A 22,979-nucleotide genomic window follows, 5' to 3' on the forward strand; every position below is an offset into this window, starting at 1 on the left:
ACGAATGCTGGTGTTGACGAGGCGGATCGGCGAGCGCGTGCTCATCGGCGACGACATCGAGGTGACCGTGCTGGAGGTCAAGGGCGACAGCGTGCGCATCGGCATCCAGGCGCCCCGCGAGACGCGCATCCACCGCGCCGAGATCGTCGCCGCCGTCGAGCGCGAGAACGTCTCGGCCGCGCAGGCCGCGCCCGACGCCGAATCGGCGCTGCTGCAGGCTCTGGCGCGACGGCTGGAGACCCCCACGGCATCCGCGGACGACACCGCGCCCTGAGCCGGCGTCAGTCCAGCAGCAGCGCGGGCTCCTCGAGCACGGATGCCACGTCGGCGATGAACCGGCTCATGCCGTCGCCGTCGATCACGCGGTGGTCGAACGACCCCGAGACCGTGGTCACCCAGCGGGGGCGCACCTCGCCGTCCACCACCCACGGCTTCTGGCGGATGGCGCCCATCGCCACGATCCCGGACTCGCCCGGGTTGATCGTGGGGGTGCCGGCGTCCATGCCGAAGACGCCGATGTTTGTGATCGTGATGGTGCCGCCCTGCTGGTCGGCCGGGGTGCTCTTGCCCTCGCGCGCGGTGAGGGTCAGCCGCTGCAGCGCCCGGGCGAGCTCGCGCATGCTGAGGTCCTGCGCGTCCTTGATGTTCGGCACGAGCAGGCCGCGGGGTGTCGCCGCGGCGATGCCGAGGTTGACGTAGTTGCGCACCCGGATCTCCGCCCCGCCGTCGGTGTCGACCCAGGCGGCGTTGACCATGGGGGTGCGGCGCACGGCCCAGACGACCGCCCGCGCCATGATCAGCAGCGGCGAGACCTTGACGTCGGCGAAATCGGGGGATGCCTTCAGGCGCTTGACCAGCTCCATCGTGCGGCTCGCGTCGACGTCGGTCCACACCGAGACGTGCGGGGCGGAGGACGCCGAGCGCACCATGGCCGAGGCGGTCGCCTTGCGGACGCCCTTGACCGGGATGGTCTCCTCGCGGCCGTCGTCGGACGGCGACGGCGCAGGTGCGACCGGGATCGTCTGCTCGCGGACGTCGGGCAGCTCGGGGGTCTGGATGTTGCGGAAGACGCTGGCCTGCGACGCCTGCGCCAGCACGTCGTCGCGGGTGACCTGCCCGCCGGGGCCGCTGGGGGTCACCGCGGCCAGGTCCACCCCGAGGTCGCGCGCCAGCTTGCGGATCGGCGGCTTGGCGATGATGCCGACCGACGCCCGCACCTGCTGTTGCGGGTTCGGCGTCCGCACCGGCCGCCGGCGCGAGGCCACCGCGCCTCCGGTGCCGTAGCCGACGAGCACCGCGCCTGCGCCGTCGCCGTCGTTGGATGCCGCCTGCTCGCCGTGCTCGGACTGGCCCACCACCGCGGGGGTCGCGTCATCGGCGGCGGCGCGGGCGGACTCGATCGTGATGATCGCCGCTCCCACCGGCACCGTGTCACCCTCGCCCACCAGCAGCTCGCCGACCGTGCCGGCGAACGGCGACGGCAGCTCGACCAGCGACTTGGCGGTCTCGATCTCCACGATCACGTCGTTGACGGCGACCTCGTCGCCCGGGGCGACGTGCCACTGCACGACCTCGGCCTCGGTGAGTCCCTCGCCGACGTCGGGCAGGACGAAGGTCTGCATGCTCATGGGTGTTCCTTTCGCAGCGGCCCGGTCGGCCTCAGTGGGCGAGAACGCGGTCGACGGCCTCGAGGATGCGGTCGGCATCGGGCAGGTAGACGCCCTCGAGCTTGGCGGGCGGGAACGGAACGTCGAAGCCCGATACCCGCAGCACCGGCGCCTCGAGGGCGTAGAAGGCGCGCTCCATGACGGTGGCGGCGACCTCCGACCCCACCGAGGTGAAGCCGGGCGCCTCCTGGGCGTAGACCATGCGGCCGGTGCGGCGCACCGAGTCGAGGATGGGACCGTAGTCGATGGGTGAGAGCGAGCGCAGGTCCACCACCTCGCACGAGGTGCCCTCGCCTTCGGCGAGCGCGGCGGCCTGCAGCAGGGTCGTCACCATCGCGCCGTGGCCGACGAGCGTGACGTCGGTGCCGCGGCGCACGACGCGCGAGGCGTGCAGCGGCACGGCTCGGGACGACGTGTCGACCTCGCCCTTGGCCCAGTACTTCGCCTTCGGCTCGAGGAAGACCACCGGGTCGGGTGAGGCGATGGCATCCTGGATCATCCAGTAGGCGTCGTTGGCGGTCGAGGGCGACACCACCCGCAGTCCCGCGGTGTGCGTGAAGTACGCCTCGGGGCTCTCCTGGTGATGCTCGACCGCGCCGATGTGCCCGCCGTAGGGGATGCGGATGACCACCGGCATCTGCAGCCGGCCCTCGGAGCGGTTGGTGAGCTTCGCCAGCTGCGTGGTGATCTGGTCGAACCCGGGGAAGACGAAGCCGTCGAACTGGATCTCGACGACGGGGCGGAACCCTGCCATCGCCAGCCCGATCGCGGTGCCGATGAGGCCGGACTCCGCCAGCGGAGTGTCGAGCACGCGCTGCTCGCCGAACTCCGCCTGCAGCCCCTCGGTCACGCGGAAGACACCGCCGAGGCGCCCGATGTCCTCGCCCATCAGCAGCACGTGGTCGTCGGCGGCGAGCGCCGCACGCATGCCGGCGTTGAGGGCCCGCCCGAGCGGCATGGTCGTGAGGGTGGCGGGCGCGGGCGACGGGCGGGTGGTGGTGGCGGCCTCGGTCATGACGCGCCCTCCTCGAAGGATGCCTCGTAGTCGGCGAGCCAGCTCCGCTGCTCGTCCACGAGCGGGTGGGGGTCGCTGTAGACGTGCGCGAACATCGCCTCGGCCGGGATGGTGCCCAGTGCGTTCGTGCGTGTGCGCACATCGTCGGCGAGGGCCTGCGCCTCGGCGTCGACGTCGGCGAAGAAGGCGGCCGCCGCTCCCCGCGCTTCGAGGAACGCCCGCATGCGCACGAGCGGGTCGCGGCGCGTCCAGGACTGCTCCTCGTCGGAGGTGCGGTACTTCGTCGGGTCGTCGCTGGTGGTGTGCGCGCCCATGCGGTAGGTCATCGCCTCGATCGCGCGCGGGCCGTCGCCGGCGCGCGCTTCGTCCAGCGCCCGCTTGGTGACCGCGTAGCTGGCCAGCACGTCGTTGCCGTCGACGAGGATCGAGGGCATGTAGCCGGCGGCCCGCAGGTGCAGCGGCGTGCGCGACTGGGTCGTGACGGGCACCGAGATCGCCCACTGGTTGTTCTGCAGGAAGAAGACCTGGGGGGCGCGGTAGCTCGCGGCGAACACCATCGCCTCGTGCACGTCGCCCTGGCTCGAGGCCCCGTCGCCGTAGTAGACGATCACGGCTTCGTCGCGCTCGGGCTCACCGGTGGCGGTGCGTCCGTCGAACGCCAGGCCCATGCCGTAACCGGTCGCATGCAAGGTGTGGGCGCCGAGCACCAGCGTGTAGGGCCGGGTGTTGCCGTTCTTCGGGTCGGCCGGGTCCCACCCGCCGTGGGTGAGACCGCGCATGAGGCGGATGATGTCGACCGGGTCCACCCCGCGGATGGTGCACACGACGTGCTCGCGGTACGACGGGAAGATGTGGTCCTGCGCGCGGGCCGCGCGCGCCGACCCGACCTGGGCGGCCTCCTGGCCGAACGAGGGTGGCCAGAGCGCCAGCTGGCCCTGACGCTGCAGGTGCGTGGCCTGCCGGTCGAAGGCGCGACTCATCGCCATATCGCGGTAGAACCGCTCGAGGTCGGCATCGTCGAGGGCGTCGACCATCTCGAGGTAGGGCTCGGCGGCGGGCGTCGGCGCGAACGACCCGTCGGCCGCGAGGATGCGCACGAGAGCGGGATCGTCGGGCGGGATCATCCCCCTACGCTAACGTGCGGCGCGGGGCCCGCCTCGCTGGACATCCCACAACGGATTGCCCGATCCACAGTGCCCGGCCTACAGGCCCGGTCGTCACATCGCTCGCGCGGGGTGCCCCTCCGGCAGCAGCGACAGGGCGGATGCCGCGGCCTCGAGGATCGCCGGCATCGATGCCTCCTCGCCCACCGAGATGCGCACGCCGTCGCCGGCGAAGGGACGCACGACGAGGCCGGCGTCCTCGAAGCGCGGCGCCACCTCGAGCGTCTGCTCGCCGGTCGCCAGCCACACGAAGTTGCCCTGCGCGTCGGGGACGTTCCATCCCCCCGCGCGCAGCCCGGCCGCGAGCCGGTCGCGGCAGTCGGTGATGACGGCCACCCGGGCGATGAGCTCGTCCTCGGCGTCGAGGCTGGCCAGCGCCGCCTCTTCGGCCTGCGCGGTGACCGACAGCGGGATGCCGGTGGCGCGGGCCGCGTCGAGGATGCGGGGGTGTCCGACGCCGTAGCCGATGCGCAGCCCCGCGAGGCCGTACGCCTTGGAGAAGGTGCGCAGCACCACGACGTTCTGGTGCCCGTCCGCCAGCACGCGGGCGCCGTCGACGGCTGCCGGGTCGGTGACGAACTCGGCGTACGCCTCATCGAGCACCACCAGCACGTCCGCCGGAACCCGAGCCAGGAAGGCCTCGAAATCGTCCTGCCGGACGATGGGACCGGTGGGGTTGTTGGGGCTGCAGACGAGGATCAGGCGAGTGCGGTCGGTGACGCGCCGCGCCATGGTGTCGAGGTCGTGGGTGCCGTCTGCAGCGAGGGGCACGGGCACCGCGGTCGCCCCGGCGACGGCGGCCAGGCCCGGGTAGGCCTCGAACGAGCGCCAGGCGTACATCAGCTCGTCGCCCGCGCCGGCCGTGGCGAGCGCCAGCTGCTGCAGGATCGACACGCTCCCGGCCGCGACGTGCACGCCGTCGATTCCCACGCCGAACCGCGCGGCCAGCCGGGCACGCAGCCGCGACGCCGACGCGTCGGGGTAGCGGTTGACGGCGGTGGCCGATCGCATCGCCTCGATGACGCTCGGTAGGGGGTCGAACGGGTTCTCGTTGCTGGAGAGCTTGAACGCGTCGGCGCCCGCCTGCTTTCCCTGCCGGTAGGGCGGGAGGGCGGCGATCTCGGGACGGATCCGCACGGGCGCGGGCGAGGGGGCCTCTGTCACGGTCCGAGCCTACAAGCGCGGCCGGGCGGCGACGGCATCGGCAGTTCGCGGCGCCGGAGCGCGAGAGCGTGCCACACTGCTGGGCATGCCCTTCATCATCCGCGTCGTCGTCAACGCCTTCGCGATCTGGGTCGTGACCCTCATGCCTGCGCTGCAGGTCACGGTCATCGCCTTCCCACCCGGCGAGACCCTGCAGCTCGTGCTGACGCTGCTTGCGGTCGCCGCGATCTTCGCGCTGGTCAACACGATCATCGGCACGGTGGTCAAGATCGTCGCGCTGCCCCTGTACGTGCTCACCCTGGGGCTCATCTCCTTCATCATCAACGGGTTCCTGCTGTGGCTGACGGGGTGGATCACGTCGTTCTGGCACTGGGGACTGCGCGTGGAGGACTTCTGGTGGGGTGTGGTCGCCGCCATCGTGATCTCGCTCATCAACTGGATCTTCGGCATCATCCTGCGCCCGCAGCGTCGCCGCGACTGACCCGCTCCTCCCGGCGGGCCGCGCCCCACACCGTCGTCTCGACGGATGCCGCGGCATCCAGTCCGTCGAGGACCGCACGGATCGGCTGCATGCGGGGATCGGCGCTGCCATCGAGCATCGCCGACGTCTCGGCGTACGCGGTCATGTGGTGACTCGGCAGCGCGAGGTCGCCGATGTGCGCCCGCGGGTGCGCGACCCGTTCGGCGACGAAGCTCCCGGGGGCACCCACGACGGTCGGAAGCCCTCCGTCGGCCAGCGCCGCGACGGGGTCGTCGGCGTGCCGCACGCTGACGCTCAGCGTGTCGGCGCCCACGTCCGCCGCCACAGGGGAACCGAACGTGACCACCGTGCGCGTGTCGAATCCGCCCTCGGTCGCCAGCCGCGCCGCGATCATGCCGCCCTGGGAGTGACCGAAGGCGTGCACGGCGTCGCCCTCGCCCGCGCCGGCCGCGCGCAGCGCCTCGACGACGACGGCGTACGACGCGGCGGTCTCCCCGCCGTACAGCTCGAGGTTGGACTGCATGTCGAACGGGTCCTCGCCGCCGGCGGTCGGCGTCTGAGTCCCTGCGATGTACACCGCGAACTGCCGGGTGCCGTCGGGCATGGTGTACTTCTCTACCCGTACGCGGGCGTCACCCTCCCCCGGCATGCGGGCGGCGGCCTCGGCGAGAGTGGCGGGCGCTGATCCCCGCGCCGGCTGCCGAAGCGGCACCGCAGTGACCGGGGGCGGGTGTCCCGCGAGCCGCTCCCGGGCGTCGACCGTGCCACCGCCGTGCGCGCGCACGGCCTGCCGGAACGCCGGCAGGCCGGCGGCGAGCGCGCTCAGCACGAGCGGCCCCGCCTGCACGCCCAGCGCCAGCAGCTGGCCGCCGAAACCGGCCCCCGTCTCGGCTCGCCACTCCCGCATCGCCAGATCCGCTGCCCGGGCAGCCGCCGGGTCGCTGGTGCGCGCGAGCAGCAGCGCAACGCGCACGCGCATGATCTGCGTGCGGTCACCCCCCGCTTCGGCCGCCATCAGCCGAGCCCGCAGCTCGACGATCTCGTACACCGCAGAGGCGCGACGCAGCCGCCCCGCGAGGGCCCGCGCCTCGTCGGCCGATGCCGTCAGCTCCCGGCCGAGGGCGCGGGCGGCACCCGCCTCGGGCTCGGCGAAGACGACGCCCCACAGGTCGGCAGCCGCGGCCGCCAGCTCGGCGGCGGCGTCGTCGAGCGCGGCGGCGACGAGCTCGAAGCCGCCGGCCGCGGCATCCAATGACGCGGTGTCGACTGCGATCGGCCCGGAACCGCGGATCTCGAGGTCGCTCACGGATCCGGCACCCAGGTGCTCTCGAGGCGGTCGCGGGTCTGCATGAGACGTTCCCGCAGGTGCTCCATCGGTCGGTCGAGGCGCGCAATGCCCTCGACCCAGCCATCCACCGCGTCACGGAACGCCTGCGCGGCGCTCGACTGCCAGTCCGTCTCGCGCGCCAGCCCGATGGCACGCAGCCGCACGTCGCCGAGCCCCGTCTGCACCCGGGAAAGCCTGCCGAGGGCGGCATCCACCCGGGCGATGTCGTCGCTCAGATCCAGTGTCACGGGTTCGACTCTGGCGGCTGCGGGTGCTGCCGCGGAGCCGTTCGGACGCGTCGGGGCGCAATCAGCGGAAAACCGACTCTGTGCAGAGCGCGTCGATATCGCCATGATGGGGGGATGACTGTGGCCGTGGACCCGTTCCGCGTCGTCTTCGTCTGCACCGGAAACATCTGCCGCTCCCCGATGGCGGACATCGTGTTCCGCTCGTACACCCGACGGGCAGGGCTCGACCACCGTGTCTCGTCGTGGAGCGCAGGAACCGGCGACTGGCACGTGGGCGAACGCGCCGATGCGCGCACCCTCGGCGCCCTCGCCCGGCAGGGGTACGACGGCGAGCGCCACCGCGCCCGGCAGTTCAGCCAGGAGGACTTCGACCGCTCGGACCTCGTCGTGGCGCTGGACCGCAGCCACGAGCGCATCCTGCTCGAGTGGGCGCGGACGACCGCCGATGCCGACAAGGTCTCGCTGCTGCGGTCTTTCGACTCCGGCGCGGGCGACCACCTCGACGTGCCCGACCCCTACTACGGCGGGCCGGAGATGTTCGATGAGGTGCTCGGTATGATCGAGAGCGCGTGCCGGGCCCTCTTCCGGCAACTCGAACCCGCGGTCCGTCAGCCCCGCTGAGCGATCTGTTCCACCGCGCCGGCGATCGGAGTCCCCGTGCCCACGTCCCTCCCCTCCCAGCCGCTGAGCCCCCTCGACGGCCGCTACCGCGCCGCCGTCGCGGGCCTTGCCGACTACCTCTCCGAGGCCGGCCTCAACCGAGCCCGGGTGGAGGTCGAGGTGGAGTGGATCATCGCGCTGACCGACCGCTCCCTCTTCGGCACCTCTCCCCTGCAGCCGGGCGACAAAGAAGCGCTCCGGGCCCTGTACCGCGACTTCGGCCAGGACGAGATCGACTGGCTGGCCGACAAAGAGGCGGTGACCCGGCACGATGTGAAGGCCGTGGAGTACCTCGTGCGCGACCGCCTGTCGACGCTGGGACTGGATGCCATCGCCGAGCTGGCGCACTTCGCGTGCACGAGCGAGGACATCAACTCCGCCTCGTACGCGCTCACCGTGCACCGAGCCGTCGAGCGGGTCTGGCTGCCGAAGCTGCGCGCCGTCATCGAGAAGCTGCGGGCCCTGGCGATCGAGCACAAGGACGCCGCGATGCTCTCGCGCACCCACGGGCAGCCGGCGACTCCCTCCACCATGGGCAAGGAGCTCGCCGTCTTCGTCTGGCGGCTCGAGCGGGTCGCCGCGCAGATCGCCGGCGGGGAGTACCTCGCGAAGTTCTCCGGGGCCACCGGCACATGGTCGGCGCACCTCGTCGCCGAGCCCGACGTGGACTGGCCCGAGCTGTCGCGCTCCTTCATCGAAGGTCTCGGGATCGGGTTCAACCCGATGACGACGCAGATCGAGTCGCATGACTGGCAGGTCGAGCTCTACGACCGGGCCCGGCACGCCGGCGGCATCCTGCACAACCTCGCCACGGACATCTGGACCTACATCTCGATGGGCTTCTTCGCCCAGATCCCCGTGGCGGGGGCCACCGGGTCGTCCACGATGCCGCACAAGATCAACCCGATCCGGTTCGAGAACGCCGAGGCGAACCTCGAGATCGCCGGCGGCCTCTTCGCGACGCTCGCCCAGACCCTCGTGACCTCGCGTCAGCAGCGCGACCTCACCGACTCGACGACGCAGCGCAACATCGGCGTCGCCTTCGGCCACTCGCTGCTGGCACTGGACAACCTCGAGCGCGGCCTCGGCGAGATCTCGCTGTCACGCGACGTGCTGCTGGCCGACCTCGACGCGAACTGGGAGGTGCTGGCCGAGGCGATCCAGACCGTCGTGCGCGCCGAGATCGCCGCCGGACGCTCGCAGATCACCGACCCGTACGCACTGCTGAAGGACCTCACGCGCGGTCGCCGGGTGGGCGCGGCGGAGCTGGCCGAATTCGTCGACGGCCTCGATATCGGCGACGCCGCGAAGGCGCGGCTGCGGGCGCTGACCCCGGCGGACTACACCGGGCTCGCCGAGCGGCTCGTCGACACCCTCATCGCCGAGTGAGTACTCGCGCCACCGAGTGAGTACTCGCGTCACCGAGTGAGTATTCGCATCGCCGAGTGAGTACTCGCACCGCCGAGGGGGCGCGGTGTCAGCGCTTGTCGTCCGCCTCGGGCGCCGTCCCGGCGTCATCGCGATCCGTGCGGTCGTTGCGCATCACCGGTCCGTCGATCGGCTTGGCCACCTGGGCCGGGTCGACCACGAGGATCAGCAGCGCCAGCCCCACCAGGGTGACGATGAACGAGACCCCCGCGACGATGAGCGCCACGACGACGGCGCGCTGCGTGTCCTCCGGCGGTCCGGCCTGCAGCGCGCCCATCGATAGCAGCGTCACGACGCCGGCGAAAGCGGCGGCGGCGAAGGCGAAGCCCAGCAGCTGCACGGGCTTGAGCAGCTCGCGACGGGTGGGGCGGGTGGGTTCGGTCACGACATGCCTCCGGAGTGGGTGACGACCGGGGACGCGGTATCGGTCTCGGTGCGCCGCGGCGAGAACCCGGCGATGGCGAGGTAGACCCCGATCACCGCCGCGTACGCGCCGAAGATGCCGACGCCGATGACGATGCCGGTGAGGGTGAACCATTGACCGGCTTCGTCGACGAAGTAGTCCAGCTGGTAGCCCGCGGGCACGACCAGCATGCCGAGCCCCAAAAGCAGGGTGATGGCCCCGACGACGATGGCGTCGCGAGCGTCCGAAGCCTGCTGGGTCAGCGCGACGGCACGACGGCGGGCGGCGATGCCCGCGGCGAGTTCAGCGGCGCCGGTGGTCAGTGCCCAGGCGATGACGAGCACGAAGAACGTCGTGGTGGTGCGCAGCCCCGGTGCGCCGCCGATCATGCCGGCGACGAGGGTGAGGATGCCGAGCAGCACCGAGGGCCAGCGCTGGCCGGCCGGGAAGACCAGCCATGCCGACAGCAGCAGCACGAGGGAGGTCGCGACGGCGAACCCGCTGAAGACCGCCATCCCGATCGCCGCCGAGTGGTCGGGCGAGAAGGTGATCATGACGCCCGCGGTCAGCGCGAACAGGGCGCGCGCCAATTGCAGGTGTCGCACGTCGAACGTGCGGGGGGTGGTGTCGGACACGGCGGAACTCGTCAGCTCAAGAAATGGGACGCCTCCAGTCTAGGTCGTCGCCGGCTGGGAGACCTTCGGTGCCCGCCCTGTCGCACCGGGCCGCGGCGCGGGTAGCCTGGCCTCCCGTCCCGCGCGGAGGCCCCGTGAACATCACCGCCCGCAGACCCCACCGGTCCGCACGCGCCGTGCCGGCCGTGATCGCCGTGGTCGCCGTGATGACACTCGTCACCGGGTGTGGTGGCGGGTCGGTGGCGGCGCCGTCCGCGGCGCCCGTGACGACACCCGCCCCTTCGCCCTCCGCCACGACGGCGCCGAGCCCGCCGTTCGACGTGGTGACCGGCCTCGACGCGCCGTGGTCGCTCGCGCCCGTCGGCTCATCGGTGCTCATCAGCGAGCGCGACACCGCCCGCGTGTTCGAGTGGACCGCCACCGGGGATCTGCGGGAGCTGGCCGTCATCGACGATGTGACTCACGGCGGTGAGGGCGGGCTGCTTGGGCTGGCCGCCGCAGAGGGCGAGCTCTACGTGTATGCCACGACGGCGGCGGGAAACCGCGTGCAGGCGTTCGCCCTGTCGGGAGAGCCCGGCGCGCTTGCACTCGGCACCGCCCGCACGATCATCGACGGCCTCCCGGCTTCTGGCACGCACAACGCCGGACGCATCGCGTTGGGTCCCGACGGCATGCTCTACGTCCCCGTCGGCGATGCCGGCGATCCGGATGCCGCACAGGACGCGACCGCGCTGAACGGCAAGATCCTGCGGCTCACCCCCGACGGCGGCATCCCGCCCGACAACCCCACGCCGGGCTCACCGGTGTACAGCCTCGGCCATCGCAACGTGCAGGGCCTGGCGTGGGCAGAGGACGGACGCCTGTTCGCCAGCGAGTTCGGGCAGAACACGTGGGATGAGCTGAACGTCATCGAGCCGGGCGCGAACTACGGCTGGCCGGTCGTGGAGGGCGCGGCATCCGAGCCGGGTTTCATCGACCCGGTGGCGCAGTGGCCGACGGCACAGGCCAGCCCCAGCGGCATCGCGATCGTCGACGGCACGGTGCTCATGGCCAACCTGCGCGGGGAATCGCTGCGCGCCGTGCCGACGGATGACCCCGCGGCATCCGTCGACCACCTCACCGGTGCGTACGGGCGCCTGCGCGACGTGCTGCTCGCCCCCGACGGACGCGTCTGGATCGTCACCAACAACACCGACGGGCGCGGCGACGCGCGGCCCGGCGATGACCGCATCGTGTCAGTGGATGCCGGCGACGTCGTCCCCTGACGACTCAGAGGCCGGCGATCACCAGCTTGTGCATGTCGAGCATGCGGGCGTAAGCGCCCGGCCGCCGCATCAGCTCGCCCATGTTCTCCGGCACGATCTGCCAGCTCAGGCCGAACCGATCGGCCAGCCAGCCGCACTGCTCGGCCTCGGGGACCGCAGACAGGGCACTCCACAGCCGGTCGATCTCGGCCTGGTCGGGGCAGCTCACCTCGAGCGAGACGCCGCACGTGAAGGAGAAGTCCTGCGGCACGGCGGAGTCCATCGCCGTGAACCACTGCCCCTCCAGCTGGAAGTCGCAGAACATGATCGCCCCGGCGGGGGCAGGACCGGTCTGCTCGGGGTATTCCGCGATCATGCCGATGCGGGAGCCCTCGAACAGCGACGTGTAGAAGTCCACCGCCTCACGGGCGCGATTCTGGGCGTCTCCGCCGAACATCAGGCTGGGCATGAGGAAGGGCCGGGGCTCGTCGCCGGCTTCGTCGAGGATGAGCTGCCAGTTGACGCCGTAGCGGTCCTGCACCCACCCGTAACGAGGGCTGTACGGGTACGCGGCCAGCTCCATCAGCACCTCGCCCCCGTCGACGAGGCGCTCCCACAGCGCGTCGAGCCGCTCCCGCGCGGCACCCGCGTCCCCGCCGAAGAGCAGGCGGTCGAAGTTGAGCATGAACGACACCGACGGGTTGGGCCTGAACTGCGGCCCCGCATTGATGAGAGTGAGCCGGTATCCGTCGATCTCGACGTCGATGGTCAGCTCCGCCCCGGCGAAGTCGCTCTGAAAGCCCGGCAGCCCTTCATCGGGATAGCGGGCGGTGACGGTCGACGTCGACCCGGGGAACGCCGCCGTGTAGAACTCCGCCGCCTCGGCGGCGTTGTGGTCGAACCAGAGGTGCGGGACGATTCTCTGCACGGAAGACCTCCTCGTCGGGTGCGTCACCGCCCAGCATCCGCCCAGAGCAGAACGGGCGCAAGAAGGTCGTCAGCCTGCCGCCTTCTTCACCAGCGCCCGGACCTTCTCATCCACCGCGTCGGTGTAGTCGATCACGGCGAACGACGTCGCCCAGAACTCCCCCTCGTCGAGCGTGGCGTCCTCGTTGAACCCGATCGTGGCGTATCGGGTCTCGAACTTCGACGCCGGCTGCAGGAACGTCACCACCTTGCCGTCCCGAGCGTACGACGGGAATCCGTACCAGGTCTTCGGGTCGAGGTGCGGCGCCGTCTCGGTCACCGCGGCGTGGAAGCGCTCCGCGATGGTCTTGTCGGGCTCGGGCAGCGCGGCGATGGCGTCGAGGCAGGCCTGCGCCTCCTTCTGCTTCTTCGCGCTGCCCTTGCCGTTCTTGACCTGGGTCTTGAGCTCGGCGGCGCGCTGCTTCATCGCGGAGCGCTCGGCGGCGCTGAAGCCGGATTGGTCGGCGGTGCGGGTGTCGGCCATGATCAGCCTTCCGGGTTCTGTTGGATGCGGATGAGATTGCCGGCCGGATCACGGAAGGCGGCGTCGCGCACGCCGTAATCCTGGTCGATGGGTTCCTGCACGACGTCGGCGCCGGCCGCGGCGATCGCGGCGAAGGTGGTGTCGAGGTCGTCGGTGGCGAGGTTCACGCCGAAGTAGCTGCCCTTGGCGATGATCTCGAGCAGCACCTCGCGCTCCTCGTCGGTCAGATCGCTCCCGACGCCGGGCGGATGCAGCACGATCGCGGTGTCAGGCTGGCCCACGGGGCCGACCGTGATCCACCGCATGTCGTCATAGCCCACGTCCAGCCGCACCTCGAACCCGAGCACGTCGCGGTAGAAGGCGACGGATGCCTCAGCGTCGGTGTGCGGCAGAAAACTCGATTGAATCGTGATGTCCATGACGGTCACGGTACGAGTGCGGGGGCGTCCTGCGCTTCTCGATTCCTGACCGGTCTGGTGAGGCGCTTGGCGATGCACGGCAACATACCGGCCCGAAACGGTGCACCCTGCTCTCGGTAGACGCTCGGAGGCACCCCGACGAGCTCGGTGAACCGGGTGCTGAACGTGCCCAGCGACGATGAGCCGACCGCGAAGCACACCTCGGTGACGCTGAGGTCGCCTCGGCGCAGCAAGGTCATGGCCCGCTCGATGCGCCGGGTCATGAGATAGGCGTAAGGCGACTCCCCGTAGGCGAGCTTGAACTGCCGGCTCAGATGACCGGCCGACATGTGCACATCACGGGCGAGGGATGCCACATCCAGCGGCTGCGCGTACTCGCGGTCCATGCGGTCGCGCACGCGCCGCAGCAGCACAAGCGTCTGCAGATCCCGGGGCGTGCGTGCAACCACGGGGAGATGGTCGCACAGGGCGGTACGACGTCGCCAGGGTTGTGAGCCGCAGTCGGGTCAGCTCGCGCGGTCGCGCCGGCGACGCGGGCGCTGCCTCACGCGCCGGCGCAGCCGCTGCGCGCGGCTGGGCGACGCCACAACCGGCACCGGCTGGGTCACGACGGCGTCGACGGCCATCGATCCGTCGACCGGACCGATCACGGCGATCGGCGTCGTGGGGGTCACCGTGTCGGGCCGCACCGGCATGCCCGCCAGTCGCCGATGCTCGCGGATGTAGGCCGGAACGAGCAGCACCACCGCTCCAAACCAGGCCAGCGGGTTGCTCCAGGCGACGCCGGCGAAGCCGATGAGCCCGCCCAGCACGACGGCGGCGGCCACGCGCATCACCAGCTCGATCGCGCCGGTGACGGTGGGGATGAGGGTGTGGCCGAGGCCCTGCAGGGCGCCGCGGACAACGAAGAGCACGCCCAGCAGGCTGTAGCTGACGCCGTTGATCACCAGCATGAGCGAGGCGAGGCCGACGACGGCATCCGCCCCCTCCCCGACGAACAGGCGCACCACGCCGCTGCCGAACACGACGAGCAGCGCACCCACGACGACGGACGCGGCGATCGACATCCACACCGCCTGGACGACTCCGCGGCGGATGCGGTCGGGCCGGCGCGCGCCGAAGTTCTGCGCGACGTACATCGAGACGGCGAGGCCCAGCGACTGCAGCAGCGCCACGGCGAGGGAGTCGACACGCGATGCGGTGGTGTAGGCCGCGACCGCGTCGGCGCCGAGCTCGTTCAGGCGCACCTGCACGGCGAGGGCGCCGATGGCGATGATCGATGCCTGGAAGCCCATCGGAAGGCCCAGTCGCAGGTGGTCGGCGATGTCCTCCCACGACACCCGCCAGTCGCTGCGCCGCATCTGCAGGGCGGGGACGCGGCGGCGCACGAATTCCACGCACAGCACCACCGACAGGCCCTGGGCGACCACCGTCGCCAGCGCTGCACCGCCGACCCCCCAGGCGAGGGGTCCGACCATCAGCACGACGAGGCCGACGTTGAGCACGCAGGCGATCGTGAGGAAGATCAGCGGCGTGCGCGAGTCGCCGATGGCGCGGATGATCGCCGCGAGGTAGTTGAAGAAGAGCATGGCGCCGGACCCGAGGAAGCTCACCTGGGCGAAGACGGTCGCCTGCGGCATGAGCTCGGCCGGCGTGCGCAGCAGCAGCAGCATGGGCTCCGACAGCAGCGGCCCGGCGATCGTCAGCAGCACGGTCGCGACCCCGGTGAGCATGGTGCCGGCCGCGACGGAACGGCGCACGCCCGCCGCGTCACGCGCCCCGAACGCCTGCGCGGTGGGAATGGCGAAACCGGTCGTGAGACCCCATACGAATCCGAGGAGGAAGAAGAAGAGGCTTCCCGTCGCCCCCACGGCGGCGAGCGCCTCGACCCCCAGCCACCGGCCGACGACCACGGCGTCGGCAAACTGGTACATCTGCTGCACGATGTTGCCGAGCAGCAACGGCACGGAGAAGAGGAGGATGACGCGCCAAGGGCTGCCGGTGGTCAGGGACGTGGACATGCAGGACTTCCGGGGAATCTGGGGACGGGTGACGCCGGAGCGGCGAAGGCGACGGGCCATCCTATCGCTGGATTCGAATCGATTCGAATCCCGTGCGCCCGGCCCTCCCTCGCCGAGAAACCGCTTCTGGGCTGAGACATCACGCACCGCGTGGTGTCTCGCCCCGAACGTGGTTTCTCGCGGGAACCGATGGCCTCTGATGATCGCGGTCCCCAGCCCCGGGGTCTATCGTGAGCGGCGCCGACCACACGCCCCGGGCGACACCACGGAACGAACGCAACGAAGGAGACGCGCATGCGCGCAGTGATCATGCAGGCCGCAGGAGACGTGCGCGTCGAAGACCGGGAGAACCCCGTGATCATCGAGCCCACCGACGCCATCATCAAGCTCGCGGCCAGCTGCATCTGCGGCTCGGACCTGTGGCCGTACCGGGGCGCCGACAAGGTGAACCGCACCCCCATGGGGCACGAGTACGTCGGTGTCGTGACCGAGATCGGCGGGGACGTCCGCACCGTGAAGGTCGGAGACTTCGTCGTCGGGTCGTTCTTCGCTTCGGACAACACCTGCGAGATCTGCCGCGCCGGCTACCAGTCGCGCTGCGTGCACAGCGTACCCATGGGCCGCATCGGCACGCAGGCCGAGTACGCGCGCATCCCCCTGGCCGACGGCACGCTCGTGGCGACTCCGGGTCAGCCGGATGCCGACCTGATCCCGTCGCTGCTGGCGGCATCCGATGTGCTCGGCACCGGCTGGTTCGCCGCCGTCGCCGCAGAGGTCGGCCCCGGAAAGACGGTGGCGGTCGTCGGCGACGGCGCCGTCGGCCTCATGGGGATCCTGGCCGCCCGGGAGCTCGGCGCCGATCGCATCATCGCGATGAGCCGGCACGCCGACCGCCAGGCGCTGGCCCGCGAATTCGGTGCGACGGACATCGTCGAGGAGCGTGGCGACGACGGCGTCGCCCGCATCAAGGAGCTCACCGGCGGACTGGGCGCGCACTCGGTGATCGAAGCGGTCGGCACCCACGAGTCCATGCTGCAGGCCCTGCGCTCCACGCGACCCGGCGGCCACATCGGGTTCGTCGGGGTATCGCACGACGTGGAGCTTCCCGGCCGGGAGCTCTTCTTCTCCCTCGTGCACCTGCACGGCGGACCGGCGCCGGTGCGGCGGTTCCTCCCCGACCTGATCCAGCGCATCTGGGACCGCGAGATCGACCCGGGCAAGGTCTTCGACCTGACGCTCCCCCTCGAGGATGCCGCAGAGGGCTACCGCGCCATGGACGAGCGCCGGGCGATCAAGGTGATGCTCACGGTGTGACGGCCGGAAAACCGCCCTCGCCTGCCCCTTCCCTATGGTCTGACCACATGCCATGATGGCAGTGAGCAGCCCGCCACCGTCGGCGGGACTCACCGAGGAAAGGCAGATCATCATGGCCCGCACAGCCGTCATCACCGGCTCCGCCAGCGGCATCGGAGCGGCAACCGCGCGGTTGCTCACCGAGCGGGGCTACCGGGTCATCGGGGTCGACATCGCCGGTGCCGACGTCAACGTCGACCTCACCACGGCCGAGGGCCGCGAGAGGCTCGTCACCGAGGTCACCGACCTCTCCGACGGCACGGTCGACGTGGTCATCGCCAACGCCGGGCTGTCGTCGCCGACGGTCGCCACCGCGGCCGTCAACTACTTCGGCGCCGTCGCGACCCTCGAGGGCCTGCGGCCGCTGCTGGCGGCATCCGCCGCACCGCGTGCCGTCGCCACGGCCTCGATGGCGTCGCTGTTCCCGCCGGACGAGACGCTGCTCGAGGCATTCCTCACCGGGGACGAGCAGACCGCCCTGGCTCGCGCGGGCGAGCTCGCGGCCGGCACCCCTGAGCAGGCCAGCCTGATCTACGGCACCTCCAAGCGGGCACTCGCCCGGTGGATGCGGCGCGTGGCGGCGACCCCCGAGTGGGCCGGCGCCGGCATCGCGCTGAACGGCGTCGCACCCGGCGTCGTCGCCACCCCCATGACCGCCGACCTGACCACGACCGAAGAGGCCAAAGCGGCCCTGCTGCAGCGGGTGCCGATGCCGCTCAACGGCATCTTCGAGCCGCTCGACGTGGCCTACCTCATGGCATGGCTGGTCAGCGAGGAGAACGCGCACCTCTGCGGCCAGATGATCTTCATCGACGGCGGCTCGGATGCCGTCATCCGGGGCGACTCCACCTGGTGACCGACGCCGCCGCGTGATCGGCTCCCGTCAGCGGATTACGCTGGCGGGAGCCGACGCGAGGAGGACCGCACATGAGCGCAGCGACGAGCCGGATGGATGCCGTCCGCGGCGCGACCGTGCTGATCACGGGCGGCGCCCGCGGCATGGGCGAGCTCTTCGCCCGCCGGGCCGTCGCCGGCGGCGCGCACGCGATCGCCCTGTGGGACATCGACGAGGATGCCGCGAGCGCACTGGCATCCGCGCTCAGCACCTCGGGTGTCGACGTGCGGGCCTACCGCGTCGACGTCTCTCAGCAGCACGAGATCGTCGCCGCGCTGGAGCGCGTGACCGCCGACATCGGCGCCCCCGACATCCTCGTGAACAACGCCGGCATCGTCCGCGCGGGGGTCTTCTGGGACAACGACCCGACCCGCGACATCGAGATGACGATGCGGGTGAACACCCTCGCGGCGATGTGGCTGACCCGCGAGGTGCTGCCGGCGATGATCGCCGACACCAGCCGACCCAAGCGCATCCTCAACATCGCGTCCGCGGCGGGGACGCTCGCCAACCCCAACATGGCGGTCTACGCGGCATCCAAGTGGGCGATGATCGGCTGGAGCGACTCGGTGCGACTCGAGCTGCGCGCGCGCGGCCACCGCCACGTCACCGTGACGACGTTCTGCCCGAGCTATGTCTCCACCGGCATGTTCGCCGGGGCGCGCGGGCCGCTGCTGACCCCGATCATGACCCCGCGCCAGGCGACGCACGCCGCGTGGCAGGGGATGGTGCGCGGCACGCCGATGGTGCTGCGCCCGTGGACGGTGAAGCTGGCCATGGCGCTGCGCGGCATCCTGCCCACCCGCGTCTGGGACGTCGTTGCCGACAAGGTGTTCAAGGTGTATTCCTCGATGGACCACTTCACCGGTCGCGGCGGCTCGTAGCCTCGCCGCAGGAGGAGCAGCCGTGAAAGTCGACCTCAAGAAGCAGATCGCGACCTACACCGCTCCGGCGGGCGCGTTCGAGGTGGTCACGGTGCCCCCGCTGCAGTACCTCATGCTCGACGGGCACGGCGATCCGAACACGTCTCAGGCTTACGCCGACGCGCTGTCGACGCTGTATCCCGTGGCGTACAAGCTGAAGTTCTTCAGCAAGACCACCCTCGACATGGATTACGTCGTCATGCCGCTGGAGGCGCTGTGGTGGGCACAGGACATGACAGCGTTCACCGCCGCCCGGGACAAGTCCCAGTGGGACTGGACCGTGATGAACCTCGTGCCGCACTGGATCACCGATGACCACGTCGCCGACGTCATCGCGATGCTGGAGCAGAAGGGCGACGCGCCGTCGCTGGATCTCATCCGGCTGGCCACCCTCGATGAGGGCCTCGCGGTGCAGACGCTGCACGTCGGCTCGTACGACGACGAGGCCCCGGTGCTCGCGCGCCTGCACGAGGAGTACCTTCCTGCGAACGGGCTGGTCGCCACCGGCAGGCACCACGAGATCTACCTCAACGACCCGCGCCACACCGAGGCCGACAAGCTCAGGACGATCCTGCGTCAGCCGGTCGCCCACACCTGAGCAGCCCGAGCCACCGGACCGGCGCCCCCTACAGCGCCCGGTGCTCGAGCAGCCGGGCCAGGATCGAGCCTTCTGGGACCGCGGCGGGGTCGTACTTGTAACTGAGCTTCTGCACGATCGACAGGCGCGCCATGATGTCGGCGACGCCGGGGAACCAGGGCTCCATCATGCTCAGCTGCAGCAGGTGGCTGGCGGTGCTCGAAAGGGAGGGAACCCGCGACCACTGCCCGCGGAACTCCGGGATCAGTGAGTGAAGGGTCTCGAAGATGCGGTGATAGAGGAAGTAGTCGGGCACGTCGTCGCGCGCCTCCCACCACATCTCGAGGGCGACCCGCTGCAGCCTGATCACAAGAGAGCCCGGCACGGCGGCGATGAACCAGTTGCCGATCTCGCGATGCGTCCAGCGGGGATAGACGACGCCCGCGTCGAGGTACGTGAGGATCGCCTCGTCGAGCGGGCCGGGTAGCCAGCAGGTGGCATCCACCCAGATCCCGCCGTACTTCTCCAGCAGCGCCACGCGCACGTAGTCGGCGAAGTGCGCCGGATGGTGCTCGGCGAGCACCGACGTGACGCGATCCGGAATGGCGATCAGTTCGCGGATGCCGGCGGCGTCGAGCACACGGGCATCGGGATGCACCTCGCGCACCCTGTCGATGCAGGCACGCACGAGCTCGGGCGCCTGATCGACGCCCGCATCCCAGTAGCAGTAGACCGCCAGCTCGTCGGTGCCGACGCGTCCGCCGTCGCGGGCGGCCAGGCGCCTGCCGTGGGACGCACGCCCGCGGCCCGCGGGCAGCCCCGCGGCGGCGCGCAGCTCGGGTACCCGCGGAGTGAAGAAGTCCGTCACGATGCGCCCGCCCCGCCGGGCGGCGACCGGGTCGACGGCGTCCTTGAACCGCTCCATCCGCGAGAACTGCGATTCCAGCCCTGCGAGGAAGGCGGCCACGGGGCCGGCAGGCGGAGGCAGGGGCCGGGCGACGCTGTCGTCACTCATCGGGCGGCTCGGCTGTCGCGACCGCGGGCGCCTGGCGTCATGGCCTCATCATGGCGCGCCGACGGCCGCGCAACCACCCCTTCGAGCCGTGCGGCGGCCCGGAGACGCAGGCGAGGTGGGTGCGGCGCGGCGCCCGACGGCGACGTAATCTTGTCCGGTGCTCCTGAACGAAACCCGCGCCTGGAACCGCTTCTACGCCGAAGGCACCCCCGTCGACATCGAGCTGCCGACGGGCTCCTTGGTCGACCTGCTCGACGAGCGGGCCGCGCAGTACGCCGACCGCCCCGCCGTGACGTTCTTCGGCGCCTCGCAGACCTACCGGGAACTGGCCGACCGCGTCTCCCGGGTGGCCGGCGGCCTGGCGGCGCTCGGAGTGAAGGCAGGCGACCGCGTGGCGCTCGTGCTGCCGAATGCACCACAGCACCTCGCCGCCTTCTACGCCGTGCTGCGCCTGGGCGCGATCGTCGTCGAGCACAACCCGCTGTACACCCGCGACGAGCTCGAGGTGCAGTTCCGCGACCATGGCGCCACCGTCGTCATCACCTGGGACAAGATGGCCCCGGTGATCCAGTCGCTGCCCGCCGATCTCGGCATCCGCACGATCGTCTCGGTCGACATCACCCGCGCGATGCCGCTGACGACCCGTCTCGCGCTGCGCCTGCCGATCGCGAAGGCGAAGGCCTCCCGCAACAAGCTCACCGCTCCCGCGCCCGGCACCATCCCGTTCTCGCAACTCGAGAAGTCCGCCCCGCTGCCGGCATCCACCCCTCGCCCCTCGGTGACCGACATCGCGTGCCTGCAGTACACCTCGGGCACCACCGGCACCCCCAAGGGCGCGATCATCACGCACGGCAACCTGTGGGCCAACGCCCGCCAGGGTGGGGCCTGGATGCCGCGCTTCGCACACGGCGAAGGCCGCATCTACGGTCTGCTGCCGATGTTCCACTCGTTCGGGGTGCTGCTGTCGGTGATCTACGCCGTCGAAACGGGCTCGAACGCGGTGCTCTTCCCCACGTTCGACCCCGAACTGGTCTCACAGGCGGCGAAGAAGTACCCGCCGACGTTCATCCCCGCCGTGCCCCCGATGTTCGACCGGCTCGCCCGCGTCGCCCGCGACGGCAAGCTCGACCTCTCCGGCGTCGTCTACGCCATCTCCGGCGCGATGACCCTCACCCCGGCGATCGTGAAGCGCTGGGAGGAGCTGGCCGGCAGCATGCTCAACGAGGGCTACGGGCTCACCGAGACGAGCCCTGTCGCCCTTGCGAACCCGTTCAACTCCTCGCGGAAGATCGGCGCCATCGGCATCCCGTTCCCCTCCACCGACATCCGCGTCGTCGATCCCAACGAGCCCACCCATGAGGTGGAGCAGGGCGAGGTCGGCGAGCTGCTGATCAAGGGTCCGCAGGTGTTCCAGGGCTACTGGAACCGTCCGGAGGAGACGGCGCAGGCGCTGCTCGAGGGCGGCTGGCTGCGCACCGGCGACCTCGTGATGCAGGACGAAGACGGCTTCGTCACGGTCGTCGACCGCAAGAAGGAGATCATCATCACGGGCGGCTTCAACGTCGCCCCCAGCGAGGTGGAGAAGGTGCTGAACGCGGTGCCGGGCGTGGCGGCATCCGCCGTCGTCGGCATCCCCCGCGGCGGCGGTGCCGAGGTCGTGACGGCCGTCGTCGTGCTCGAGCCGGGCGCGACGTTCGATGAGGATGCCGCCCGCGCCGCGGCCCGCGAGCACCTCGCCGAATACAAGCGCCCGAGCGCCTACCGCGTGTGGGAGGAGCTTCCGACGTCGCTCATCGGCAAGGTGCTGCGCCGGCGCGTGCGCGACACGCTCATCGCCGACCGCAACGCGGTGCGGGCCACCCCGGTCGACGAGGACTGAGTCGACGGGGGGCTGCCTTTCCACTGTCCCGGATGAGGGAATCCGCCGAAACGCGGATCCCCGCGGCCGAAACGGTCCGCATCCGGGCAGATCCCCGCATTCCGGCAAACCACCGCCCCGGCGCGGTGCCGCGCTCAGCGCGGATCGAGCCGCAGCGTCGTCTCGTAGGATGCCGGCCCGGTGACCGTGCCGACGATCTGCGGCCCGAAGCGGTCGTACTTGGCGTGGTAGGCGGCATCCACCGCCTGCTGCGTCGCCTCGTCGCCGGCATCGACCGCGGTGAAGCTCACCGGCCGATCCACCACGTCGGCGCGGATGCGCCCGATGCCGGCACGCCGCGCCCGCCGGTACCAGGGGTTGTCCGGACCGTACGCCGACCGGATGTACAGGTCGTCGCCGGCACGCACCCCCCAGATGGTGACGAACGGGCGGTCCGTGCCATCGGGGCGGACCGAGGAGACCTGCAACTCCTCCGCACCGCCGATCGTCGCGAGGTCATCGGCATCCCACGGCATCTCTTCCCCCTCCGGCTCGCACGGCGCAGGTCGCCGGGCGGCTGGCTCCGACCGTACGACCGGGCGGGCGAGCGCGCCAGTGTCCCCCTCGACGGCAGCGCGGTCGCGCTCTACGCTGACCGGCATCCGGACGACGCTGCGAGGTGATGACATGACCGTGATGGTGGATGCGGCGCGGCGCGATCTGCTCGACCGCGTGCTGCGGCGACTTCCGGCGGGGTCGGTGCGCGAAGTGCCGATGTTCGGCACCATCGCCGTGATGTTCGACGGATCGATGCTCGTCGCGGCCCGCAAGGACCTGGGACTGCTCGTGCACGTCAGCGCCGACGACGACGCCGATCTCGTGACGCGGCCCGAGGCCGTGCGCGCCGAGATGGGCCCCGGTCGTTCCATGGGCCCTGGGTGGATCCACATCCACCCCGATGCGGCGCAGGACGAGGGGACGCTGGACTTCTGGGTCGCGCAGGCGCTGCAGCGCCAGGCCGGCTGATCCGCCG

The 22,979-nt window shown here is 71.1% G+C and carries 26 protein-coding genes; 11 read left to right on the forward strand and 15 right to left on the reverse strand.

All coding sequences use genetic code 11. The annotated features are described in order from the left end of the window. Window positions 1-4 precede the first annotated feature (4 nt). Window positions 5-274 (forward strand): carbon storage regulator CsrA, encoded by a 270-nt coding sequence (csrA, locus tag QNO14_RS14985; RefSeq protein ID WP_257506382.1) that lies wholly within the window; start codon window positions 5-7, stop codon window positions 272-274. 7 nt (window positions 275-281) lie between these two features. On the opposite strand, the gene QNO14_RS14990 is transcribed toward csrA, so the two are convergent. From QNO14_RS14990 to QNO14_RS15005, 4 genes are all read right to left on the reverse strand, one after another. Beyond that, entirely contained in the window at window positions 282-1,628 is a 1,347-nt protein-coding gene (locus tag QNO14_RS14990) for a dihydrolipoamide acetyltransferase family protein (protein ID WP_257494594.1), read from the reverse strand. A 31-nt stretch (window positions 1,629-1,659) separates the two neighbouring features. Then, complete coding sequence (locus tag QNO14_RS14995) at window positions 1,660-2,682, reverse strand: alpha-ketoacid dehydrogenase subunit beta (protein WP_257494595.1); 1,023 nt, start codon at window positions 2,680-2,682, stop codon at window positions 1,660-1,662. Beyond that, window positions 2,679-3,806: a thiamine pyrophosphate-dependent enzyme gene (locus QNO14_RS15000; RefSeq protein WP_257494596.1), complete on the reverse strand. Its 1,128-nt coding sequence runs from the start codon at window positions 3,804-3,806 to the stop codon at window positions 2,679-2,681. Before QNO14_RS15000 ends, QNO14_RS14995 begins: the two co-directional genes overlap by 4 nt. A gap of 93 nt (window positions 3,807-3,899) precedes the next feature. Continuing rightward, window positions 3,900-5,009: a histidinol-phosphate transaminase gene (locus tag QNO14_RS15005; RefSeq protein WP_257494597.1), complete on the reverse strand. Its 1,110-nt coding sequence runs from the start codon at window positions 5,007-5,009 to the stop codon at window positions 3,900-3,902. 85 nt (window positions 5,010-5,094) lie between these two features. Here QNO14_RS15005 and QNO14_RS15010 point away from each other — a divergent pair, with 85 nt between their 5' ends. Continuing rightward, window positions 5,095-5,490 (forward strand): phage holin family protein, encoded by a 396-nt coding sequence (locus tag QNO14_RS15010; RefSeq protein ID WP_257494598.1) that lies wholly within the window; start codon window positions 5,095-5,097, stop codon window positions 5,488-5,490. Here the strand turns inward: QNO14_RS15010 and QNO14_RS15015 are convergent. Together QNO14_RS15015 and QNO14_RS15020 are read right to left on the reverse strand one after the other, a co-directional pair. After that, window positions 5,459-6,796, reverse strand: coding sequence for an alpha/beta hydrolase family protein (locus QNO14_RS15015; protein WP_257506381.1), 1,338 nt, complete (start codon window positions 6,794-6,796; stop codon window positions 5,459-5,461). The genes QNO14_RS15010 and QNO14_RS15015 overlap by 32 nt on opposite strands. After that, window positions 6,793-7,065, reverse strand: a complete 273-nt coding sequence (locus QNO14_RS15020) for a WXG100 family type VII secretion target (RefSeq protein ID WP_257506380.1) — start codon at window positions 7,063-7,065, stop codon at window positions 6,793-6,795. The genes QNO14_RS15015 and QNO14_RS15020 overlap by 4 nt, the downstream gene beginning before the upstream one ends. Window positions 7,066-7,179: 114 nt before the next feature. On the opposite strand from QNO14_RS15020, the gene QNO14_RS15025 reads away from it, so the two are divergent. Continuing rightward, entirely contained in the window at window positions 7,180-7,686 is a 507-nt protein-coding gene (locus QNO14_RS15025; protein WP_257506379.1) for a low molecular weight protein-tyrosine-phosphatase, read from the forward strand. A gap of 36 nt (window positions 7,687-7,722) precedes the next feature. Further along, entirely contained in the window at window positions 7,723-9,114 is a 1,392-nt protein-coding gene (gene purB, locus QNO14_RS15030) for an adenylosuccinate lyase (protein WP_257494602.1), read from the forward strand. Window positions 9,115-9,202: 88 nt separating this feature from the next. Here purB and QNO14_RS15035 read toward each other — a convergent pair whose 3' ends face one another. Beyond that, the gene (locus QNO14_RS15035) at window positions 9,203-9,538 is read right to left on the reverse strand and encodes an amino acid transporter (RefSeq protein ID WP_257506378.1); all 336 of its coding nucleotides are present in this window, start codon (window positions 9,536-9,538) and stop codon (window positions 9,203-9,205) included. Then, entirely contained in the window at window positions 9,535-10,191 is a 657-nt protein-coding gene (locus tag QNO14_RS15040; RefSeq protein ID WP_257506377.1) for an acyl-CoA synthetase, read from the reverse strand. The genes QNO14_RS15035 and QNO14_RS15040 overlap by 4 nt, the downstream gene beginning before the upstream one ends. Before the next feature lie 134 nt (window positions 10,192-10,325). On the opposite strand from QNO14_RS15040, the gene QNO14_RS15045 reads away from it, so the two are divergent. After that, complete coding sequence (locus QNO14_RS15045; RefSeq protein WP_257506376.1) at window positions 10,326-11,456, forward strand: PQQ-dependent sugar dehydrogenase; 1,131 nt, start codon at window positions 10,326-10,328, stop codon at window positions 11,454-11,456. A 4-nt stretch (window positions 11,457-11,460) separates the two neighbouring features. Here the strand turns inward: QNO14_RS15045 and QNO14_RS15050 are convergent, their stop codons facing one another. The 5 genes from QNO14_RS15050 to QNO14_RS15070 form a co-directional block, all read right to left on the reverse strand. Further along, the gene (locus QNO14_RS15050) at window positions 11,461-12,363 is read right to left on the reverse strand and encodes a VOC family protein (RefSeq protein ID WP_257506375.1); all 903 of its coding nucleotides are present in this window, start codon (window positions 12,361-12,363) and stop codon (window positions 11,461-11,463) included. A gap of 69 nt (window positions 12,364-12,432) precedes the next feature. Next, complete coding sequence (locus QNO14_RS15055) at window positions 12,433-12,885, reverse strand: iron chaperone (protein ID WP_257506374.1); 453 nt, start codon at window positions 12,883-12,885, stop codon at window positions 12,433-12,435. A 2-nt stretch (window positions 12,886-12,887) separates the two neighbouring features. Beyond that, the gene (locus tag QNO14_RS15060; protein ID WP_257494610.1) at window positions 12,888-13,304 is read right to left on the reverse strand and encodes a VOC family protein; all 417 of its coding nucleotides are present in this window, start codon (window positions 13,302-13,304) and stop codon (window positions 12,888-12,890) included. Window positions 13,305-13,309: 5 nt separating this feature from the next. Beyond that, window positions 13,310-13,690 carry a helix-turn-helix transcriptional regulator gene (locus QNO14_RS15065; RefSeq protein WP_257494633.1) on the reverse strand — a complete coding sequence of 127 codons (381 nt, stop codon included), beginning with the start codon at window positions 13,688-13,690 and terminating at the stop codon, window positions 13,310-13,312. Window positions 13,691-13,810: 120 nt separating this feature from the next. Further along, window positions 13,811-15,325: an MATE family efflux transporter gene (locus tag QNO14_RS15070; RefSeq protein ID WP_257506373.1), complete on the reverse strand. Its 1,515-nt coding sequence runs from the start codon at window positions 15,323-15,325 to the stop codon at window positions 13,811-13,813. A gap of 294 nt (window positions 15,326-15,619) precedes the next feature. On the opposite strand from QNO14_RS15070, the gene QNO14_RS15075 reads away from it, so the two are divergent. The 4 genes from QNO14_RS15075 (at window position 15,620) to QNO14_RS15090 (ending at window position 19,094) form a co-directional block, all read left to right on the forward strand. After that, window positions 15,620-16,639 (forward strand): zinc-dependent alcohol dehydrogenase family protein, encoded by a 1,020-nt coding sequence (locus tag QNO14_RS15075; protein WP_257506372.1) that lies wholly within the window; start codon window positions 15,620-15,622, stop codon window positions 16,637-16,639. A 112-nt stretch (window positions 16,640-16,751) separates the two neighbouring features. Continuing rightward, window positions 16,752-17,534 carry an SDR family oxidoreductase gene (locus QNO14_RS15080; RefSeq protein WP_257506371.1) on the forward strand — a complete coding sequence of 261 codons (783 nt, stop codon included), beginning with the start codon at window positions 16,752-16,754 and terminating at the stop codon, window positions 17,532-17,534. A gap of 71 nt (window positions 17,535-17,605) precedes the next feature. Further along, complete coding sequence (locus tag QNO14_RS15085) at window positions 17,606-18,457, forward strand: SDR family NAD(P)-dependent oxidoreductase (RefSeq protein ID WP_257494614.1); 852 nt, start codon at window positions 17,606-17,608, stop codon at window positions 18,455-18,457. Window positions 18,458-18,479: 22 nt separating this feature from the next. Next, the gene (locus QNO14_RS15090; RefSeq protein ID WP_257506370.1) at window positions 18,480-19,094 is read left to right on the forward strand and encodes a GyrI-like domain-containing protein; all 615 of its coding nucleotides are present in this window, start codon (window positions 18,480-18,482) and stop codon (window positions 19,092-19,094) included. A 28-nt stretch (window positions 19,095-19,122) separates the two neighbouring features. Here the strand turns inward: QNO14_RS15090 and QNO14_RS15095 are convergent, their stop codons facing one another. Further along, entirely contained in the window at window positions 19,123-20,088 is a 966-nt protein-coding gene (locus QNO14_RS15095) for a capsular polysaccharide synthesis protein (RefSeq protein ID WP_257494616.1), read from the reverse strand. 157 nt (window positions 20,089-20,245) lie between these two features. Between QNO14_RS15095 and QNO14_RS15100 the strand changes: the two genes are divergently transcribed. Next, a complete protein-coding gene (locus QNO14_RS15100; RefSeq protein ID WP_257506369.1) occupies window positions 20,246-21,967 on the forward strand; it encodes a long-chain-fatty-acid--CoA ligase in 1,722 nt (573 codons plus the stop codon). 134 nt (window positions 21,968-22,101) lie between these two features. On the opposite strand, the gene QNO14_RS15105 is transcribed toward QNO14_RS15100, so the two are convergent. Then, entirely contained in the window at window positions 22,102-22,482 is a 381-nt protein-coding gene (locus tag QNO14_RS15105; protein ID WP_257506368.1) for a DUF2255 family protein, read from the reverse strand. Between the two features lie 151 nt (window positions 22,483-22,633). On the opposite strand from QNO14_RS15105, the gene QNO14_RS15110 reads away from it, so the two are divergent. Next, the gene (locus QNO14_RS15110) at window positions 22,634-22,972 is read left to right on the forward strand and encodes a TfoX/Sxy family protein (protein ID WP_257494619.1); all 339 of its coding nucleotides are present in this window, start codon (window positions 22,634-22,636) and stop codon (window positions 22,970-22,972) included. Window positions 22,973-22,979: the final 7 nt, after the last annotated feature.

The sequence above is a fragment of the Microbacterium sp. zg-Y625 genome, assembly GCF_030246925.1.
Classification (GTDB): domain Bacteria; phylum Actinomycetota; class Actinomycetes; order Actinomycetales; family Microbacteriaceae; genus Microbacterium; species Microbacterium jiangjiandongii.

Excerpts from the sequence above, each read along its gene's own strand:
- csrA (WP_257506382.1), top strand. The coding sequence starts at position 5 with ATGCTGGTGTTGACGAGGCGGATCGGCGAGCGCGTGCTCATCGGCGAC.
- QNO14_RS14990 (WP_257494594.1), bottom strand. The coding sequence starts at position 1,628 with ATGAGCATGCAGACCTTCGTCCTGCCCGACGTCGGCGAGGGACTCACC.
- QNO14_RS14995 (WP_257494595.1), bottom strand. The coding sequence starts at position 2,682 with ATGACCGAGGCCGCCACCACCACCCGCCCGTCGCCCGCGCCCGCCACC.
- QNO14_RS15000 (WP_257494596.1), bottom strand. The coding sequence starts at position 3,806 with ATGATCCCGCCCGACGATCCCGCTCTCGTGCGCATCCTCGCGGCCGAC.
- QNO14_RS15010 (WP_257494598.1), top strand. The coding sequence starts at position 5,095 with ATGCCCTTCATCATCCGCGTCGTCGTCAACGCCTTCGCGATCTGGGTC.
- QNO14_RS15025 (WP_257506379.1), top strand. The coding sequence starts at position 7,180 with ATGACTGTGGCCGTGGACCCGTTCCGCGTCGTCTTCGTCTGCACCGGA.
- QNO14_RS15055 (WP_257506374.1), bottom strand. The coding sequence starts at position 12,885 with ATGGCCGACACCCGCACCGCCGACCAATCCGGCTTCAGCGCCGCCGAG.
- QNO14_RS15060 (WP_257494610.1), bottom strand. The coding sequence starts at position 13,304 with ATGGACATCACGATTCAATCGAGTTTTCTGCCGCACACCGACGCTGAG.
- QNO14_RS15065 (WP_257494633.1), bottom strand. The coding sequence starts at position 13,690 with ATGGACCGCGAGTACGCGCAGCCGCTGGATGTGGCATCCCTCGCCCGT.
- QNO14_RS15070 (WP_257506373.1), bottom strand. The coding sequence starts at position 15,325 with ATGTCCACGTCCCTGACCACCGGCAGCCCTTGGCGCGTCATCCTCCTC.
- QNO14_RS15075 (WP_257506372.1), top strand. The coding sequence starts at position 15,620 with ATGCGCGCAGTGATCATGCAGGCCGCAGGAGACGTGCGCGTCGAAGAC.
- QNO14_RS15080 (WP_257506371.1), top strand. The coding sequence starts at position 16,752 with ATGGCCCGCACAGCCGTCATCACCGGCTCCGCCAGCGGCATCGGAGCG.
- QNO14_RS15085 (WP_257494614.1), top strand. The coding sequence starts at position 17,606 with ATGAGCGCAGCGACGAGCCGGATGGATGCCGTCCGCGGCGCGACCGTG.
- QNO14_RS15095 (WP_257494616.1), bottom strand. The coding sequence starts at position 20,088 with ATGAGTGACGACAGCGTCGCCCGGCCCCTGCCTCCGCCTGCCGGCCCC.
- QNO14_RS15105 (WP_257506368.1), bottom strand. The coding sequence starts at position 22,482 with ATGCCGTGGGATGCCGATGACCTCGCGACGATCGGCGGTGCGGAGGAG.
- QNO14_RS15110 (WP_257494619.1), top strand. The coding sequence starts at position 22,634 with ATGACCGTGATGGTGGATGCGGCGCGGCGCGATCTGCTCGACCGCGTG.